The following is a 17998-nucleotide window of genomic DNA, read 5'->3' as shown; positions in this document are numbered from 1 at the left end:
AACGGCTTCCGGAATTGCGTCATGGGGACCCGACAAAATACGGGGAATGCACAATCCTGAGCCGAAGGGGTGTTCACCCGACCCCTTATCTGACGACCCCCGGTCGGATTGGATCGTGCATGCCCCTCGACTTCGGCGCGCCGTTGCGCCCTCCGCAGGCTCCTCGGCTGTCGGACATGGTGTTCGATCGCCTCGCCGAAGCGATCGTCCACGGACAGATCCTCCCGGGAGAGAACCTGCGTGATCAGGGCCTCGCCGAGCGGCTGGGGGTCTCGCGGATGCCGGTGCGCGAGGCGCTGCTGCGGCTGGAGCGCGCCGGACTGGTCGAGACGTCGGCCAGCCGGTACACCCGGGTGATCGAGATCACGCCGGAGCGCACGCTCGAGATCGTCGAGCACGCCGGGTACCTGTACGGCGCGGCGACCCGCATGGCGACGCGACGCATGGACGACGCGCAGCGCACCGAGGCGCTCGCGCTGCTCGACGCCATCATCGCGGCGGGCACCGACAGAAACGCGTACTTCCAGGCGGGACGCGCGTACAACCGGCACATTCTCGCGTCGTGCGGCAACCGCAGCTTCCTGCTCGTCAGCGACCTGGTCTACACCGTGGACTACGTGACGAGGAACGTGTCGTTCGACGGGATCATGCACGTCGTGCGCCCGATGCTCGACCGACTGCGCCGGGCGATCGCGGAGGGCGACGCCGACGCCGCGGAGCGCGTCGTGCGCGAACTGCACGGGATCGACGGCGACCTTCCGGAGGTCGCGCAGCGCGCCATGAGCTGACCGCCGCGAGCCGGTCGTTCGTCCCCAGGCGGTGCGGTGCCGCGGGTGCTCCACGAGAGCGCAGGCGTCGCTCCGGCGCGACGCTCTGCCTCCCTAGCGTGGGCCCGTGTCGGTCATCGAGGGGCATCCCGTCGAGCGGATCGAGCCGCGGTCGCGCCGCGTCGTCCATGCCGTCGACCGAGTGGGCGCGCGCGACATGCGGCTGGTGCCGGTCGCGATCGCCGCGTGGGCGGTGGCCCTGTGGGCGGTCGCGGTCCCGGCCTCGGCCGGTGCGGTGTCGATCGCCGCGTGGCTTCTCGCCCTGGGCGGCGTGCTCGCGTGGCGGTGGGTCGGGGCGCGCACCGCGTGCGCGGTGGCCGTTCTGGCGTGTGCCGCCGCGGGTGCCGTATCGGGGCACGTGGCGCTTGCCCATCCGGCGCGCGAGGCGGCCGTCGCTTTCGCGACCGGCGGCGGCCGCGCCATCGAGGTCGAGGTCGTGGTCGCCTCGAAGGTGGAGCGCCACGGCGATGCGCTGTGGTTCGACGCCGAGGCCGCGGCGGTGCGGCGGGACGCGGACTCTCTGCTCGGCGCGGTGCCGGTGACCGTCAGCGTCCCGCAGGACGCCGTGAGCGGTGCCGGGCTGGATCTCGGTTCGACGGCGGTGGCGCGGGGCAGCGCGCAGCCGGGTGACGCGGGGGAGCGCGCGGCGCTGGTCGTGTTCGCCCGCGAGGTGCAGGTGACCTCGACCCCGCCGGCCGGGCTCGATCTCGCCGCGGAGCTGCGGGACGGACTGGTGGAGCGGGCCTCCGCCCTTCCTGCGCCGGGCGCGATGCTGCTGCCCGGCCTCGCGGTGGGGGACACGCGCGCGGTGTCCGAAGACCTGGATGCGGCGATGAAGGCGGCGTCGCTGAGCCACCTCACCGCCGTGTCGGGGGCCAACTGCGCGCTCGTCGTCGGGATCGCCTTCGGCGCCGCCGCGCTGCTCGGCGCCGCGCGCGGCGTGCGCGTGGCCGTCGCGCCGGCGGCGCTGGCGGGGTTCGTGGTGCTCGTGACGCCGGAGCCCAGCGTCGTCCGCGCGGCCACCATGGCGTCGATCGCGCTGCTCGCGCTCGTGCTGGGACGGGTGGGCGCGGGGGTCTCGGTGCTCGCCCTGGCGACGACCGTGCTGGTGATCGCCGATCCGTGGCTGTCGGCGTCGTACGGATTCGTGCTGTCGGTGGTCGCGACGGGCTCGCTCCTCCTCCTCGCCCGGCCTCTTGCGGCGGGGCTCTCCCGCTGGATGCCCTCGCCGCTCGCGCTTGCGCTCAGCGTGCCGCTCGCGGCCCAGCTCGCGTGCGGGCCCGTGCTCGTCCTGCTGGCGCCGGAGGTTCCCGCGTACGGCGTCGTCGCGAACCTCCTGGCCGCGCCGGCGGCGCCGCTCGTGACGATCGTCGGGCTCGCGGCGTGCCTGGCCGCGCCGCTGCCGGTGCTCGCGGACGGCCTCGCCGCCGTGGCGTGGGTGCCGTCCGCGTGGATCGCCGCGACCGCGCAGACGGTGTCGGCCCTGCCCGGAGCGCGCGTGCTGTGGCCGCCCGGGCTGGGCGGCGCCGTCCTCCTCGCGCTGGCCGGAGCGGCCGCGGGCGTCCTGATCGCGCGCGCAGGGCGCATCGGCGCGTGGGACGTGTGGGCCCGTCGCGTCGGGGCGGCGGGATTGGCGCTCGGCACGGGGGCTGCGGTCGGCGCGACCGCCCTGACGGGCGTCGCCGGGCCGCTCGCCGCTCCGCGCGACTGGGCGATCGCCGCCTGTGACGTCGGCCAGGGGGATGCGCTCGTGGTGCGCTCCGCGGGATCCGTCGCCGTGATCGACACGGGTCCCGAGCCCGAGCCGCTGAGCTCCTGCCTCGCCAGGCTCGGGGTCGCCCGCGTCGACCTGCTCGTGCTCACGCACTTCGACGTCGATCACGCCGGTGGTGCGGCGGCGCTGCGCGACCGGGTCGGCACGGTGCTGCACGGCCCGCTCGGCGAAGCGGCGGATGCGCGCGCGCTCGACGAGCTGGGCGCGGCGCAGCGGATCCAGGTCGCGGCGGGCGCGACGGGGATGCTCGGCTCCGCGCGATGGCGCGTGCTGTGGCCGCGGGCGGCATCCGCCGCCTTCCCCGCGGGCAACGACGCGAGCGTGGTGATCGAGATCGCGGGCCCCGACGTGCCGCGGTCGATCCTCCTCGGCGACCTGTCCGCCTCCGCGCAGGCGGCGCTCCTCGGGACCGGACTGCTCGCGGGACCGTACCCCGTGGTGAAGGTCGCCCACCACGGCAGCGCCGACCAGCTGCCCGAGCTCTACGGCGAGATCGGCCCGTCGGTCGCCCTCGTCACGGTCGGCGCGGACAACGACTACGGTCACCCGCGCGAGGAGATCCTCACCACGCTCGCGGCGCTCGGAGCCTCCGTCGCGCGCACGGATCGATCCGGCCTCGTGCTCGTCTCGCCCTCGCCGGACGGCGTGACCGTCTGGCGCGAGCGGCCGCCGTGAGCGCGGGCGGTGTCTGCGCCCGCCGGTAGGCTGAGGTCATGGCACCCGCACCCGCTTCGAAGTCCCCGGCGCGCGGTGCGAAGTCCTTGATCCCGCAGCTGTCGTGGCGTGCGCCGCGCCCGGCTCCGATCGTGCTGGTGTCCGGCCCCGAGGAGGTCTGCGCCGAGCGCGCGATCGCAGGCGTGCGCGACTACCTGAAGGCCGAGGATCCGGCCGTCGAGATCAGCGACATCCGGGCCGACGACTACACGGCGGGCACGTTGCTGGCCGTGTCTGCGCCCTCGCTGTTCGGCGAGCCGCGCCTCGTGCGCGTGTCGGGCGTGGAGAAGTGCTCGGATGCGTTCCTGACCGAGGCGCTGGCCTATATCGACCAGCCGCAGGAGGGCGCGACCGTCGTGCTGCGCCACACGGGCGCCAGCGTGCGCGGCAAGAAGCTGCTCGACGCGATCCGCGCGGGTGTCGGTGGGGGAGTCGAGGTGCCGTGCCCCGCGATCAAGCGCGACGCCGAGCGTCATGATTTCGCCGCCGGCGAGTTCAAGGCCGCGGGTCGACGCATCGCGCCCCGGGCGCTGCAGGCACTGCTGTCTGCCTTCAGCGACGACCTCACCGAGCTCGCGGCGGCCTGCCAGCAGCTGATCGCCGACGTCGACGGCGACGTGACCGAGGACATCGTGACGCGCTACTACGGCGGCCGCGTCGAGACCAACGCGTTCGCGGTGGCCGACACGGCGATCGCGGGCCGCTACGGCGAGGCGCTCATCGGCCTGCGCCACGCGCTGGCGTCGGGCGCCGACCCCGTGCCGATCGTGGCCGCGTTCGCGATGAAGCTGCGCACCATGGCGAAGGTCGCGGGATCCCGCGAGCCCGCCCGTGCGCTGGCCGCGCGGCTGGGGATGAAGGACTGGCAGGTGGATCGCGCGCGTCGCGACCTGCAGGCCGGCTGGACGCAGTCGACGCTCGGCCTCGCGATCCAGGCCGCCGCGCGTGCGGACGCCGAGGTCAAGGGCGCCTCGCGCGACCCGGTGTTCGCGCTCGAGCGCATGGTCGCGGTCATCGCGACCCGCCGCCCCTTCGGAGAGTAAGAGAAGAGCCCGCCCCCGACGGGGACGGGCTCTCTTCAGAAGGGGCGGCTCAGAGAGCGGCGACCTTCTTGGCGATCGCCGACTTGCGGTTGGCGGCCTGGTTCTTGTGGATGACGCCCTTGCTGGCGGCCTTGTCGAGCTTCTTGGCGGCCTTGAGCAGGGCGGCCTCGGCGGCGGCCTTGTCGCCGGCGGCGATGGCCTCGCGGGTGCGGCGGACGACCGACTTCAGCTCGCTCTTCACGGCCTTGTTGCGCTCGCGGGCCTTCTCGTTGGTCTTGTTGCGCTTGATCTGCGACTTGATGTTTGCCACGTGTCAGAGGACTTTCGTTCAGAGGTTGTTCGGACGATGTCGCTTGACGGTAGAGGGGCGTCGCACGACGGGTGCGGGGTGGGACCCACACGCAAGCCAAGGACCTACTCTACCAGGTCAGCGCGCATCCTCCCGGCGTTCGCGGCTCTCGATCACGGCGATCGCCAGGTCGAGCACGGCGTTGAACACGTCCGGTCGCATGGCCGTGACGAGGTGGGTCGTGCGCGGCACGACGATCAGCTCCGCCCCGGGCACCGCGGCCGCGAACCGCCTCTCGTGCAGCCGCAGCTGATCCCACTGCCCGTTCACGAACCACACGGGCACCCGGATGCGTCGCAGCGCGGCCATCAGGTCCAGGACCGAGAGGCTGCGGAGGGCCGCGTCCTGCGCCCCGAAGGCGTACCCGCCGGCGCCGAAGTCGCGGCGGGTCTCGTCCGGCAGGGTGGCGCGCAGCATCGCCTTCGTGAAGACCACGCCGCGACCCGGCAGCGCGTTGAAGCCGCCCATGAGCGTGCGGTACGCGCGCAGCCCGAGGCCGCGGGGGATGGACGTGCTCGATACCGCGACCAGTCCCGCCACCGGCGGCGGATCCTCGGCCCCGACGTACTCGGTGGCGAGGAGACCGCCCATCGAGTGGCCCACGAGCAGCACGGGCCCGGCGGCGGCGGCCGAGCGCACCGCGGCGTCGATCGCCGAGAATGCGCCCTCGAGCGTGAACGTCTCGGCCATCCGCGTGCCGTGGCCGGGCAGGTCGATCGTGTGGGCCGCGACGCCGCGCCGCTCGAGGTGGGCGACCTGCGCGCGCCACATGGTCGCGGACGTCCGGATCCCGTGGACGAGCACGACCTGCACCGGCATGCCCCTCACCCTAGGCCCGGTGACGGGCCCGGGGACGACGTCGGGGCCGGTGGACGAACCACCGACCCCGACGTGCGGATCGTCAGATCAGCGACGGATCACTCCGACTTCTCCCAGCCGACGTTCTCGACCGGCTGCAGGCCGAAGAGGTCCAGACCCGTGTAGGTCTCGGGCGTGAGGTTCGCGAGACCCTCGGTCGCCATCGAGATCCACGGACCCATGTACAGCGGCAGGATGCCCCAGGTCTCGGCGATGATCTCGGCCTCGAGCTTCAGACCGGCCTCGGTCTGCTCCTCGGCCGTGGGCAGAGCCGACACCTCGTTCTTGATGCGCTCGTCGATCTCCGGCGTGCCGGTGGCCGACAGGTTCAGGCCGCTGTCCGAGCAGTACAGCTGGCACATGTAGGCCACGCCATACGGGTCGCTCGACGAGAAGCCCAGCATCACGAGGTCCCAGTCCTTCGTCGTCAGGACGGTCGAGAAGTCGCTCGCGGGGCGGGCGTCGATCTCGACCTTGACGCCGATCTCGGCGAGCTGCGACTGCACGACCTGGGCGCGGGCCTGCGTGAGCGGGTCGTCGCCGAAGATCGGGAGGCGACCCTCGAGCGCGACGCCGTCCTTCTCGCGGACATCGCCGTTCAGCGTCCAGCCGGCCTCGTCGAGGATCGCGTTCGCGTCCTCGACGTTGAACTCCCAGCCCGCCTCGGACAGGGCGTCGACGTAGCCCTCCTGGAAGGGGAACAGGTTGAGCGAGCCGACGGGCTCCTCGGTGTAGCCGAGGCCGTCCCACATGACCTGCTTGATCTGCTCGCGGTCGATCGCCTTGAACATCGCCTCGCGGACCTCGAGGTCGGCGAACTGCGGGCGCTCGGCGTTGATCTGGAGCAGGTTCGTCGCGGTGCGCTGCGCGCGGTACGTGACGGCGCCCTCGACGTCCTTGAGCTGCTCGAGGTTGTCGGCCGACAGGTTGTCGACGTAGTCGATCTCGCCGTTCTGGAAGGCGTTGACCGCCGCGACCGGCTCGAGCACGCGGAACGTGACCTTGTCGAGCAGCGGCTCGTCGCCCCACCAGTTCTCATTCGGCACGAACGAGATGGTGCCGCCGTTCTTGTCGAACTCGTCCTTGTACGGACCGGCGCCCCAGTCGGCGTTCGGCTCCTCGAGGTAGCCCTCGTTGAAGATCTCCGGGCTGTTCACGGCCGGGTGCAGCGGGTGCCAGAACAGGCCCTGCCACCAGGGGTACACCTGCGAGAAGGTGACCACGGCCTGGAACTCGTCCTCGCCCTGCTCGACCGACTCGATCAGCGAGTAGCCGTCGGTCGAGTTCGGGTTGTAGCCCTCCTCGCTCGAGCGGTTCGCCTCCCACGTGACCTTGTACGACTCCCACGTGAACGGCGTGCCGTCGTTGAAGGTCGCCTCGGGGTTGATCGTGAAGGTGACGACCGTCTTGCCGTCGACCTCCTCGGCCTCCCAGCCCGTGAGGTAGTTCGGGTTGGCCGACGCCTCGCCCTCCGGCGACATCAGGATCGTCTGCGGGTTGTACCACTCCCAGATGGTCGCGGTGTCGACCGAGCCGTCCGAGTGGTTCACGTTCATCTGCGGCGTGATCTCGGTGATGGGGAAGACGACCTCGCCGCCCTGCTCGAGGTTCTCGCGGGGCTGCGGGTTGTAGTCCGCGCCCTCGATCGTCTCGGCCGGCGTCTCCTCGGTCGTGCCTCCGCCGTTGCCGCCGCCGGCGCAGCCGGCGAGGGTGAGAGCGAGCGCGCCGCCTGCGGCGACCACGCCCAGCAGCTTGTGCTGCAGCTTCATCTTGGTGCTCCTTTCGGCGCCTGGTGGGCGCCCTTGGGATGGTGGGGACTGTTCAGTTGGATTGCGTGAGTCGGCGGCCGAGGGCCGCCGGCCGTCGGACATCAGCGGTAATGACAGGCGTTCACGTGGACCCCCTCGCGCCCCGTGAGAGCCGGTGTCTCCGACTCGCAGCGGGTGCGCTCCGCGTCACCGAGCGTCCGGTACAGCGGGCACCGGCTCACGAACGGGCAGCCCTTGGGCTTCTCGGTCGGGCTGGGGAGATCCCCCGAGAGCACGATGCGCTCACGGGTCCGTTCCTTCACTGGATCGGGCACGGGGATCGCCGACAGCAGCGCCTGCGTGTACGGATGCTGCGGATTGTCGAACACCTCGTCCACGTCGCCGTGCTCGACGAAGCTTCCGAGGTACATCACCGCCACGCGGTCGGCGATGTGACGCACGACCGAGAGGTCGTGCGCGACGAACAGGTACGAGAGCCCCAGCTTGACCTTGAGCTCGTCGAGGAGATTGATGACGCCCGCCTGGATCGACACGTCGAGCGCCGAGACGGGCTCGTCGAGCACGACCACCTTCGGGTTGGTCGCCAGGGCGCGCGCGATGCCGATGCGCTGGCGCTGGCCGCCCGAGAACGCGGTCGGGAAGCGGTCGCTGTGCGCCGGGTTGAGGCCCACGAGGTCCATGAGCTCGTCGACGCGCGCCTCGACGCGCTCCCGCGGCTCGCGGATCGTGCGCAGCGGCTCGGCGATGATGTCGAACACCGTCATGCGGGGGTCGAGCGCGCCCATCGGGTCCTGGAACACGATCTGGATGTCGCGGCGCAGGCGCCGCTCGTCGCGGCCGCCCTTCACGTCGCCGACGCTCGTGCCCACGATCCGGATGTCGCCGTCGTCCTGCGGGACGAAGTCCATGATCTGCAGCAGGGTCGTGGTCTTGCCCGAGCCGGACTCGCCCACGATCGCCATGGTCTCGCCCTCGCGCACGTCGAACGTGACGCCCTTGACGGCGTGCACCTCGCCGATCTTGCGCTTCAGGAACGCGCCCTTGGTGAGCGGGAACGTCTTCGTGAGGTTCTCGACCTGCAGCGTGACGAGCCGCTCCTCGCGCGGGGTGCGCACCAGGTCGGAGGTCGGGATGACCGGCACGGGGTAGACGGGCGCGCCGTCGATCCGGCCGCTGCGGATCTCCTCGGCGCGGATGCAGGCCGCGCGGTGGTCGGCCTTGCCCCCGACCGGCAGCAGCTCGGGCTCCTTGCGGCGGCACGCGTCGACGACGATGGGGCAGCGGTCGGCGAACGGGCACGCGTCCGGCAGATCGATCAGCAGGGGAGGGTTGCCCTTGATCGGCACCAGCGGCTGCTTCTCGGCCTTGTCCACGCGCGGGATCGCGCCCAGCAGGCCGATCGAGTACGGCATGCGCGTGTCGCCGAACAGCTCGTCGACCGGCGCCTGCTCGATCGGCTTGCCCGCGTACATCACGAGCACGTCGTCCGCGATGTTCGCGACGACGCCCATGTCGTGCGTGATCATGATCACGGCCGCGCCGGTCTCGCGCTGCGCGGTCTTGATCAGCTCGAGGATCTGCGCCTGGATCGTCACGTCGAGCGCGGTGGTCGGCTCGTCCGCGATGATCAGCTTCGGATCGTTGGCCATCGCGATCGCGATCACGACGCGCTGGCGCATGCCGCCCGAGAACTCGTGCGGGAACGACTTGAGCCGCTTCTCGGGGTTCGGGATGCCCACGAGGCGCAGCAGCTCGATCGCGCGCTCGGTCGCTGCCTGACGCGACATCCGGCCGTTGTGGACCGTGAGCGCCTCGATGATCTGGTCGCCGATCGTGAACACCGGGGTGAGCGACGTCAGCGGGTCCTGGAAGATCATCGCGATGCCGTTGCCGCGCAGCTTGGACAGCTGCGCGTCCGTGCGGCCCAGCAGCTCCTGGCCGTCGAACACGATGGATCCGCCCACGCGGGCGTTGTCGTCGAGCAGGCCCATGACCGCGAGAGAGGTGACCGACTTGCCCGAGCCCGACTCGCCCACGATGCCGAGCGTGCGCCCGGGCATGAGGTCGAACGAGACGCCGCGCACGGCGTCGACCCGGCCGGCCTCGGAGGCGAAGCTGACGGTGAGGTCGCGGACGGAGAGGACGGGGCTGGTGGCGGGGCTCATGCGCGGCCTCCCGCCGCCGAGGTCGGGTCGAGGGCGTCGCGCAGACCGTCGGCGACGAGCGCCATCGAGACGGTCAGCAGCGTGAGGACGGCGGCGGGGAAGTAGAACAGCCACGGCGCGCTCGACACCGTGCTGGCGCCGATGCCGATGAGCGAGCCCAGCGACACGTCGGGCAGCTTGACGCCGAAGCCGATGAACGACAGGCCGGTCTCGGCCACGACGGCGTTCACGACGCCGAGCGTGAAGTTGATCACGAGCAGCGAGCCGATGTTGGGCAGCATGTGACGCAGCACGATCGTGATGCCGGGCACGCCCATGTAGCGCGCGGCGTGGATGTACTCGCGCTCGCGCAGCGAGAGGGACAGGGTCCAGATCGTGCGGGCCGCGAAGAACCAGCTGACGAAGATCAGCACGAGCGCGATCACGCGCCAGTCGCCGCCCGAGTCGTTCGAGATCATCGACAGCAGCAGGAACGTCGGCGTCAGCATCAGGAAGTGGATGACGAACAGGCTGACCTTCTCGATCCATCCGCCGAAGTACGCCGCGGCCGCGCCCACGACCGCCGAGATGATCGTCGACCCGGTCGAGACGACGACCGCGATCATGAGCGACCGCTGCAGGCCGACGACGACCATCGCATAGAGGTCGTTGCCGGCGTTGTTGGTGCCGAACCAGTGGTCCGCGTTCGGCGGGTCGCTGAGGGCGAGGAAGTCCAGCTCGATGTGGTCGTACTTCTGGAACAGCGGCCCCACCACGGCGAAGACGACGAGCAGCGCGAAGATCGCGAGGCCCGCGAGCGCGGGGCGGTTGCGCGCGAAGCGGCGGGAGTAGAGCTCCCACTTCGACATGCGCTTGCGGCCGGCGCGCAGCTCGGGCTCGGAGGGCGGCGGGTTGTCGCCGTGCTCGAGCGGGTCGATCAGCTGGTCTGCGATGCTCATGTTCAGCTCACCCGCACTCGGGGGTCGAGGATCACGACGGCGATGTCGGCGAGCACGGCGCCGATGGCCGTGAGCACGGCGCTGAACGCCGCGATCGCGACGACGCCGTGGATGTCGTTCAGCGTGATCGTGTCGAGGAAGTACTTGCCCATGCCCTCCCAGGCGAAGATCCGCTCGGTGAGGATCGCGCCCGTGAAGATGCCGGGGATGGAGAAGGCCACCTGCGTGGCGACGGGGATGAGCGACGTCCGCAGCGCGTGGCGGCGGATCGCCTGCTGCTTCGTGAGGCCCTTGGCGCGCGCCATCCGCACGTAGTCGGTCTTGATGTTGTCCAGCAGCAGCGAGCGCTGCAGGAAGTGGTACGTGGCGTAGCCGATCAGGACGAGCGACAGGGTCGGCAACACGAGGTGCTGCAGCTTGTCGACGAGCACGGGGAAGAGGCCCTCGACGCCCGGTGATGAAGCGCCGGTGACGAAGAAGATGCGCTCGCCGACCGCGTTGTTCAGCGCGATCGCCAGCAAAACGATGCCGAGCGCGGCGACCACGACGGGGATGTTCATGGTCACGATCGAGATGCCCTGCCACACGCGGTCGGCCGTCTTGTACTGCCGCGACGCCGTGTACACGCCGAGGCCGACGCCGAGCAGCGTGAGGAGGATGGTCGCGCCGAGCATCAGCTCCGCCGAGACCCACATGCGGTACGCGACCTGCTCGTTGACCGACTGCCCGACCGGGCTCACGCCCCAGTCCCAGCGCAGCACGATGCCGCTGATCCAGTTCCACCAGCGCGTCACGAGCGGCACGGTGTCGCTCAGGTTGCGCGGCTCGAGGAGATTCACGATCTCCTGCTCGGACAGGGGCGGACGGCGGCCGACGTAGTTGGCGCGGGGGTCGAGGTAGCCCCAGGCCAGGAAATACGTGAGATTGGTCACCGCCACGATCATCAACAGCCAGCCCGCAGTGCGGCGCAGCAGGAATCGGATCAAGGCGTGGAACTCTTTCTGACGACGTTGTCGGCGACTCTACCGTCGAGCCGCAATATCACCATGACGAGACACGGATGGGCGAAAAGCGTTACCGATCTGTGCTCTCGTCGTGAAAAGCGCGCAACATGCGGGTGACGACCGCGCAACCTGCATAGTGCACGCGCGAGCGCACGGCCGCGGGGCGCACGATGTGAGCGCTCCCGCGCGCGGCGGGCGGAGCGGACCGCGCACCGTAGAATCGAACGGACATGTCACCCCGTGCCTCTACGCCGCTCGAGCCTGCCGCGACGCCCCCCGAGCGCATCCGCAATTTCTGCATCATCGCCCACATCGACCACGGCAAGTCCACGCTGGCCGACCGCATGCTGCAGATCACCGGCGTGGTCGCCGACCGCGACATGCGCGCGCAGTACCTCGACCGGATGGACATCGAGCGCGAGCGCGGCATCACGATCAAGTCGCAGGCCGTGCGCATGCCGTGGGAGCAGGACGGTCAGACGTTCGCGCTGAACATGATCGACACCCCCGGGCACGTGGACTTCACGTACGAGGTGTCGCGCTCGCTCGCCGCGTGCGAGGGCGCGATCCTGCTGGTCGACGCCGCGCAGGGCATCGAGGCCCAGACGCTCGCGAACCTGTATCTGGCGCTCGAGAACGACCTCACGATCATCCCCGTGCTCAACAAGATCGACCTCCCGGCGGCCGACCCGGAGCGCTTCGCGAAGGAGCTGGCCGACCTGATCGGCGGCCGTCCCGAGGACGTGCTGCGCGTGTCGGGCAAGACGGGACAGGGCGTGGAGGAGCTGCTGGACCGCCTGGTCGCCGAGATCCCCGCGCCGAAGGGCGACGCCGACGCGCCGGCCCGCGCGATGATCTTCGACTCGGTCTACGACGCCTACCGGGGCGTCGTCACCTACGTCCGAATGATCGACGGCACGCTCACGCCGCGTGAGCGCATCCAGATGATGTCGACCAGGGCGACGCACGAGCTCCTGGAGATCGGCGTGTCCGCGCCGGAGCCGGTCCCGTCCAAGGGCCTCGGCGTCGGCGAGGTGGGCTACCTGATCACGGGCGTGAAGGACGTGCGCCAGTCCAAGGTCGGCGACACCGTGACCACGGCGCGGAACCCCGCGACCCAGGCGCTGGCCGGCTACGTGGACCCCAAGCCGATGGTCTACTCGGGCCTGTACCCGATCGACGCGAGCGACTACCCCGACCTGCGCGACGCGCTCGACAAGCTGAAGCTGTCGGACGCCTCGCTCGCGTACGAGCCCGAGACGTCGGTCGCGCTGGGCTTCGGCTTCCGCTGCGGCTTCCTGGGCCTGCTGCACCTCGAGATCGTCACGGAGCGCCTGTCGCGCGAGTTCGGGCTCGACCTCATCACGACCGCGCCCAGCGTGATCTACGAGGTCACGACCGAGACCGGCGAGACGATCGTCGTGACCAACCCGAGCGAGTATCCCGACGGCAAGATCGGTTCGGTGTCGGAGCCGATCGTGCGCGCGTCGATCCTGACACCGAAGGACTACGTCGGCACGGTCATGGATCTCTGCCAGTCGCGCCGCGGCACCATGCTCGGCATGGACTACCTGTCCGAGGAGCGCGTCGAGCTGAAGTACACGATGCCGCTGGGCGAGATCGTCTTCGACTTCTTCGATCAGCTGAAGTCGCGCACGCAGGGCTACGCGAGCTTCGACTACGAGCCCGCCGGCCGCCAGGAGGCGGACCTCGTGAAGGTCGACATCCTCCTGCAGGGCGACCGCGTCGACGCGTTCAGCGCGATCGTGCACCGCGAGAAGGCCTACTCCTACGGCACGACCATGACGGAGCGGCTGCGCAAGCTCATCCCGCGTCAGCAGTTCGAGGTCCCCATCCAGGCCGCCATCGGCGCGCGCGTGATCGCCCGCGAGAACATCCGCGCCATGCGCAAGGACGTGCTCGCCAAGTGCTACGGCGGCGACATCAGCCGCAAGCGCAAGCTCCTCGAGAAGCAGAAGGAGGGCAAGAAGCGCATGAAGATGGTCGGACGCGTGGAGGTCCCCCAGGAGGCCTTCATCGCGGCGCTCTCGGGCGACGTCGAGACCAAGGCCAAGTAAGCCGAAGGGCACCGGTTCCCCAGGGGGACCCAGGCGAAGGAAGTAGGCTGACCCGCATGCGTCGCGGAACGTTCCAGGACGACGAGACGGTCGACTATGCGGCGGTCGGCGCCACGCAGGCGCAGGACCTGCTGCAGTACCCGCCGGAGCACAGCATCCCGGCGGCCGATTCGTGGCGCATCGGCAGCGGCGAGGACCGCTTCCGCACCGCCGGCGAGGCGCTGCTGTCGTGGGGCGCGCTCAAGGGGGCGGGCCTGAAGGTCACGGACGTCCGCCCGGCGCCCGGCCCCGCGTACTCCGGCGTCAGCTTCGACGGCGAGGGCAACCCCGTGACGCCCTCGAAGCTCGAGGCCGACCAGCGCTACGACGCCGAAGGCACGCCGTGGGCCGGACCGGGCACCACGCTGCGCGTGCACGGACGGGTCGAGGGCATGCGCGCCGACGCCGAGCTGCGGGTCATCTTCGTGATCGAGGAGCCGCGCCGCATCGGGTTCGCGCTCGGCACGGTCGGCGGCTCGATGGTCAGCGGCGAGGAGTCGTTCATGATCGAGTGGCGCGACAACGACGAGGTGTGGTTCACGGTCAAGGCGTTCGACCGCCCCGTGGGTCTGCTCTACCGGATGTTCCGCGGGTTCGTGCGCCGTCGCCGCCGCGTGCTGTTCGCGGGGTACCTCCGCGCCATCTCGCCGCTGTTCGCCACGCCCGGCTCCTGATGGGCCGATCCTGATGGCCGGTCCGCTGCCGCTCGGCGACCCGGCTCCCGCCGACGGGCGCCTTCCCGAGGGCGTCCGCGCCGACCCGGACGTCGACTTCGGTGTCTACCTGCACGTGCCGTTCTGCCGCGTGCGGTGCGGGTACTGCGACTTCAACACCTACACGTCGGGCGAGCTGCGCGGCGCCCGCCAGGACGAGTACGCCGACACGCTGCTGCGCGAGGTCGCGCTGAGCCGCGACGTGCTCCTCGAGGCGGGCGGGCTGCGGCCCGCGCGCACGGTGTTCTTCGGCGGCGGCACGCCCACGCTGCTTCCCGCCGGCGACCTCGCCCGAATGCTCGACGGCGTGCGCGACGCGTTCGGGATCGCGGAGGACGCGGAGGTGACGGTGGAGGCGAATCCCGACACGGTCACGCCGGACGTCGCCCGGGAGCTCGCCGACGCAGGCGTGACCCGGATGTCCGTCGGCATGCAGTCCGCCGTGCCGCACGTCCTCGCCGCGCTCGATCGCACCCACACGCCGTCCAACGTCCGCACGGCGGTCGACGCGGCGCGCGACGCCGGCCTCGACGTGAGCGTCGACCTGATCTACGGCGCGCCCGGCGAGTCGCTCGCCGACTGGGAGGCCTCGCTCGACGCGGCGCTCGCCCTCGAGTCCGATCACCTCTCGGCGTACGCCCTGATCATCGAGGACGGCACCAAGCTGGCGCGCCAGATCCGGCGCGGCGAGGTCCCGGCGCCCGACGACGACCTGCAGGCCGACATGTACGAGCTGGCGGATGCGCGGCTCGCCGCCGCCGGCTTCGAGTGGTACGAGATCAGCAACTGGTCGCGCGGCGAGGAGCACCGCTCCCGTCACAACCTCGCCTACTGGCGTGGCACCGACTGGTGGGGCTTCGGTCCCGGCGCCCACAGCCATGTCGGCGGCATGCGGTGGTGGAACGTGAAGCACCCCGCCGCCTACGCGCAGCGCCTCGCGCTCGGCGAGTCGCCCGCGGCGGGACGCGAGACGCCGGATGCCGACGCCCGCGCGCTCGAGCGCGTGCTGCTCGAGAGCCGCATCCGCGAGGGGCTCCCGATCGCGGCGCTCGGAGACGACGCGCGGCGGGCCGTCGCCGGCCTGGTAGCCGACGGCCTGGTCGACGGAGCGGCGGCCGTGCGGGGGCGTGTCGTCCTGACGCTCCAGGGGCGCCTCCTGGCGGACGCCGTCGTGCGCGCGCTGACCGCCTGAAGCGCCCGGGTGTATCACGCGGTGCGGCCGCGGCTCCCTTCTGCAGAGGCGGCGGCGGCCATGCCGCCGCGAAGGGGGACACCATGACGCCCGACGACGGCTTCGGCCCCACCGCCCCCGCGGCCGGCGCGACGCCCCCGTTCGTCGTGGCGGGTCCCACGCAGCTGGCCCTCGACGGCGGACGCCGCGGCAGGGCCTCGTTCACGGTCTCGAACGTGTCGGGACGTCCCGTCCGGGCCCGCCTGATCGTGACGCCCGGGCCCGACGCGGCCGCGGGCTGGTTCACGATCGCGGGCGACGCGGAGCGCTCCCTGCCGCTGGCCGGCACCACCACGGTCGACGTCGACGTGGCCGTGCCGGCGGACGCCCCCGAGGGCGCCCGCGCGTTCACGCTCGGCGCCGCGCTCGAGGAGTCGCCCGATCAGGTGGTGCCGGGGCCCACGGTCGCGCTCGCCGTCGCACCGGCAGGCAGGCGGCGCTTCCCCTGGTGGATCGTGATCGTCGCGGCGGTGGCGCTCGTCGTGCTCGCGGGCGGCGGCATCCTGATCTGGATGCTGACGCGCCCGGAGGCCGTCGGTCCCGGCCCCTCGCCGACCCCGAGCCCGAGCGAGACCCCGACCCCGACGCCCGTGCCGACCGGGCCGGCCGTGATCCTCCAGACGACCGTGGTGCAGGACACCACGCCGGTGTACGCCGACCTCGACGAGGACGGCGAGCCGGACATCCTGCTCACCGACAACGACTTCTCGTTCCTCGCCTTCTCTCACCCCACGTTCGTCTACGGGCTGATGCGCGGCGTCGAGTTCATCGGGGAGCCGCGATTCGACCTGTGCCGCGACGTGATGCTCCGGGACTCCGTCGAGATCCAGGACGGCTGGCCGACCAGCTACGTGTGCACGTTCACGACCGGCGGCCACGCCGCCGTGCTCGAGGTGGGACCGACGGGCGCCGGCGAGCCGCGCGAGATCGCGGTCACGGTGTGGGAGTGAGGAGCGGAATGTCCGATGCTCCGACTCCGGGACCGGGAGACTTCGGCCCCGACGGGCCCGCGCCGTCATCCGCGCCGCCGTTCTCGGTCGCGGGTCCGACGCAGGTGGCGATCGACGCCGCCCGGCGCGGAACGGGATCCTTCACCGTGTCGAACGTCACGAGGCGCCCCGTGAAGGCGCGTCTGATCGTGCGCGCCGGGGCCGGCACGGAGGAGCGCTGGTTCTCGATCGTCGGGGAGGCCGAGCGGGCGCTGCCGACCGCCGGGACCACGACGGTCGACGTGACCGTGGCCGTCCCGGATGACGCGCCTGCCGGGCCCGGGACCTTCACGATCGGCGCGGCCCTGGAGGAGTCGCCGGATCAGGTGGTGTCCGGCCCCACCGTGGCTTTCACCGTGCCCGAGCGAGCCCGCCGCCGGTTCCCGTGGTGGATCGTCGTCGTGGCGGCGGCGCTGCTCGCGGCGGGCGCAGCGCTGATCTGGTGGCTCACGCGCGAGGAGCCCGCGCCGGAGCCGACGCCCGCGGCGACCACGGGCCCTCCCGTGATCGAGCACGAGGTGTTCGCCGCGTATGAGTTCGAGGCGTACGGAGGTCTCTCGTACGATCTGGACGCCGGACGGAGCGTGGACGCGGCCGTGGACGTGACCGGTGCCGATCTGTCGTTCTCCGGTGAGTTCCACAGCTCGGGCTTCCTGAACGCGGTGGGGTACTTCTCCGCCCGGCTGGCCGTCGTGCCCGACCCGACCTTCGAGGCCTGCGAGGCGGCCACGGACTACACCCAGGGCCAGCCGCTGCCCATCCCGGCGGACGAGACCACCTATGTCTGCGTCGACCTGACGGATCAGCAGCGCCGCGCGCTCCTGGAGGTCCGCCCGACCGAGGCGGGCAGCAGCGTGCACGTGATCGCGGCCACCGTGTGGGCCCGCGGCGAGTAGGCGTTTCTCCCGCAGGACGGTATCTCCGTCGGCGGGTGCGCCTCCTTCAGGGTGCGCGGCGACCCGCCGTGCGGTGCCGAAGGGGGGCGGGCATGAGCGCGAGCGAGCAGCTCGGCGCGGACCTGGTCGCCGCGCTCGAACCGGTCGAGCGCTGGGCGGCGGAGGCGACCGGCCTGCCGGTGGTGTTCGACGAGGGCGACGCCGCGGCGGGCGGAGCCGTGCTGCTGCGTCCGCTCTCGATCGCGCTCGCACCCGCGACCGGGCCGGTGCTCCGGCACATCTCGAGCGCCGAGGTGACTCTCGACGTGCTCGTCACCGTCGTCGGCCGGAACGCCTACGACTCCGCGCGAGCCGCCGTCGCCCTCGCCCTCGCGGCCCAGACCGACGTCCCGTGGCGGCTCGAGCCCGGTCCGGTCGACCCGGGTCTGTGGCGGGCCCTCGGGCGCCCGCCGCAGCCGGCCTTCATCCTGCAGGTGCCCGTGCGACGCCTGATCGAACGCGCCGCCGCGCCGCCCGTGCGCGAGCCGCTGCATGCCGACCTCGTGCCGATGCCGGCCGATCCCCGGGGCCGGGAGGCCCCACTCCGCTCGGGCACGGCGCCCGTCGGATAG

General features: G+C 71.6%; 15 protein-coding genes. 9 read left to right on the top strand and 6 right to left on the bottom strand.

What is annotated here, in order from left to right; genetic code table 11:
* Positions 1–176 precede the first annotated feature (176 nt).
* From ASD19_RS03825 to holA, 3 genes are all read left to right on the top strand, one after another.
* The gene (locus ASD19_RS03825) at positions 177–788 is read left to right on the top strand and encodes a GntR family transcriptional regulator (RefSeq protein ID WP_235562960.1); all 612 of its coding nucleotides are present in this window, start codon (positions 177–179) and stop codon (positions 786–788) included.
* 106 nt (positions 789–894) lie between these two features.
* Positions 895–3276, top strand: coding sequence for a ComEC/Rec2 family competence protein (locus ASD19_RS03820; RefSeq protein WP_235562959.1), 2382 nt, complete (start codon positions 895–897; stop codon positions 3274–3276).
* Positions 3277–3314: 38 nt separating this feature from the next.
* Positions 3315–4358, top strand: a complete 1044-nt coding sequence (gene holA / locus ASD19_RS03815) for a DNA polymerase III subunit delta (RefSeq protein WP_055988834.1) — start codon at positions 3315–3317, stop codon at positions 4356–4358.
* 49 nt (positions 4359–4407) lie between these two features.
* On the opposite strand, the gene rpsT is transcribed toward holA, so the two are convergent.
* The 6 genes from rpsT to ASD19_RS03785 all read right to left on the bottom strand — a co-directional run bounded on the left by rpsT (position 4408) and on the right by ASD19_RS03785 (position 11423).
* Positions 4408–4668 (bottom strand): 30S ribosomal protein S20, encoded by a 261-nt coding sequence (rpsT, locus tag ASD19_RS03810; RefSeq protein ID WP_055988833.1) that lies wholly within the window; start codon positions 4666–4668, stop codon positions 4408–4410.
* Positions 4669–4785: 117 nt separating this feature from the next.
* Positions 4786–5526 carry an alpha/beta fold hydrolase gene (locus tag ASD19_RS03805; RefSeq protein WP_055988832.1) on the bottom strand — a complete coding sequence of 247 codons (741 nt, stop codon included), beginning with the start codon at positions 5524–5526 and terminating at the stop codon, positions 4786–4788.
* 98 nt (positions 5527–5624) lie between these two features.
* The gene (locus ASD19_RS03800) at positions 5625–7334 is read right to left on the bottom strand and encodes an ABC transporter family substrate-binding protein (protein ID WP_055988831.1); all 1710 of its coding nucleotides are present in this window, start codon (positions 7332–7334) and stop codon (positions 5625–5627) included.
* A 101-nt stretch (positions 7335–7435) separates the two neighbouring features.
* Positions 7436–9499, bottom strand: coding sequence for an ABC transporter ATP-binding protein (locus ASD19_RS03795; RefSeq protein WP_055988830.1), 2064 nt, complete (start codon positions 9497–9499; stop codon positions 7436–7438).
* Positions 9496–10437 carry an ABC transporter permease gene (locus ASD19_RS03790; protein WP_055988829.1) on the bottom strand — a complete coding sequence of 314 codons (942 nt, stop codon included), beginning with the start codon at positions 10435–10437 and terminating at the stop codon, positions 9496–9498. The genes ASD19_RS03795 and ASD19_RS03790 overlap by 4 nt, the downstream gene beginning before the upstream one ends.
* Before the next feature lie 2 nt (positions 10438–10439).
* A complete protein-coding gene (locus ASD19_RS03785) occupies positions 10440–11423 on the bottom strand; it encodes an ABC transporter permease (protein ID WP_055988828.1) in 984 nt (327 codons plus the stop codon).
* Positions 11424–11671: 248 nt separating this feature from the next.
* On the opposite strand from ASD19_RS03785, the gene lepA reads away from it, so the two are divergent.
* The 6 genes from lepA to ASD19_RS03755 all read left to right on the top strand — a co-directional run bounded on the left by lepA (position 11672) and on the right by ASD19_RS03755 (position 17998).
* Positions 11672–13519 (top strand): translation elongation factor 4, encoded by a 1848-nt coding sequence (gene lepA, locus ASD19_RS03780; protein WP_055988827.1) that lies wholly within the window; start codon positions 11672–11674, stop codon positions 13517–13519.
* 56 nt (positions 13520–13575) lie between these two features.
* Entirely contained in the window at positions 13576–14232 is a 657-nt protein-coding gene (locus tag ASD19_RS03775) for a DUF1990 family protein (RefSeq protein WP_055988826.1), read from the top strand.
* Positions 14233–14245: 13 nt separating this feature from the next.
* Entirely contained in the window at positions 14246–15463 is a 1218-nt protein-coding gene (gene hemW / locus ASD19_RS03770; protein ID WP_055988825.1) for a radical SAM family heme chaperone HemW, read from the top strand.
* Positions 15464–15546: 83 nt separating this feature from the next.
* Entirely contained in the window at positions 15547–16452 is a 906-nt protein-coding gene (locus ASD19_RS03765; protein WP_055988824.1) for a hypothetical protein, read from the top strand.
* Positions 16453–16460: 8 nt separating this feature from the next.
* On the top strand, positions 16461–17387 hold the full coding sequence (locus ASD19_RS03760) for a hypothetical protein (RefSeq protein WP_055988823.1): 927 nt from the start codon (positions 16461–16463) through the stop codon (positions 17385–17387).
* A 92-nt stretch (positions 17388–17479) separates the two neighbouring features.
* Positions 17480–17998, top strand: coding sequence for a hypothetical protein (locus tag ASD19_RS03755; RefSeq protein ID WP_055988822.1), 519 nt, complete (start codon positions 17480–17482; stop codon positions 17996–17998).

It is taken from the genome of Microbacterium sp. Root53 (assembly GCF_001426925.1).
In the GTDB taxonomy this organism is placed as follows: Bacteria; Actinomycetota; Actinomycetes; order Actinomycetales; family Microbacteriaceae; genus Microbacterium.
Note: the sequence above shows the minus strand (reverse complement) of the source record. Positions and strands in the feature narration are given on the sequence as shown.

Bases quoted from the DNA above. Each gene is read 5' to 3' on its own strand.
- ASD19_RS03825 (WP_235562960.1), top strand. From the start codon at position 177: ATGGTGTTCGATCGCCTCGCCGAAGCGATCGTCCACGGACAGATCCTC.
- holA (WP_055988834.1), top strand. From the start codon at position 3,315: ATGGCACCCGCACCCGCTTCGAAGTCCCCGGCGCGCGGTGCGAAGTCC.
- ASD19_RS03805 (WP_055988832.1), bottom strand. From the start codon at position 5,526: ATGCCGGTGCAGGTCGTGCTCGTCCACGGGATCCGGACGTCCGCGACC.
- ASD19_RS03800 (WP_055988831.1), bottom strand. From the start codon at position 7,334: ATGAAGCTGCAGCACAAGCTGCTGGGCGTGGTCGCCGCAGGCGGCGCG.
- ASD19_RS03795 (WP_055988830.1), bottom strand. From the start codon at position 9,499: ATGAGCCCCGCCACCAGCCCCGTCCTCTCCGTCCGCGACCTCACCGTC.
- ASD19_RS03790 (WP_055988829.1), bottom strand. From the start codon at position 10,437: ATGAGCATCGCAGACCAGCTGATCGACCCGCTCGAGCACGGCGACAAC.
- lepA (WP_055988827.1), top strand. From the start codon at position 11,672: ATGTCACCCCGTGCCTCTACGCCGCTCGAGCCTGCCGCGACGCCCCCC.
- ASD19_RS03775 (WP_055988826.1), top strand. From the start codon at position 13,576: ATGCGTCGCGGAACGTTCCAGGACGACGAGACGGTCGACTATGCGGCG.
- hemW (WP_055988825.1), top strand. From the start codon at position 14,246: ATGGCCGGTCCGCTGCCGCTCGGCGACCCGGCTCCCGCCGACGGGCGC.
- ASD19_RS03765 (WP_055988824.1), top strand. From the start codon at position 15,547: ATGACGCCCGACGACGGCTTCGGCCCCACCGCCCCCGCGGCCGGCGCG.
- ASD19_RS03760 (WP_055988823.1), top strand. From the start codon at position 16,461: ATGTCCGATGCTCCGACTCCGGGACCGGGAGACTTCGGCCCCGACGGG.
- ASD19_RS03755 (WP_055988822.1), top strand. From the start codon at position 17,480: ATGAGCGCGAGCGAGCAGCTCGGCGCGGACCTGGTCGCCGCGCTCGAA.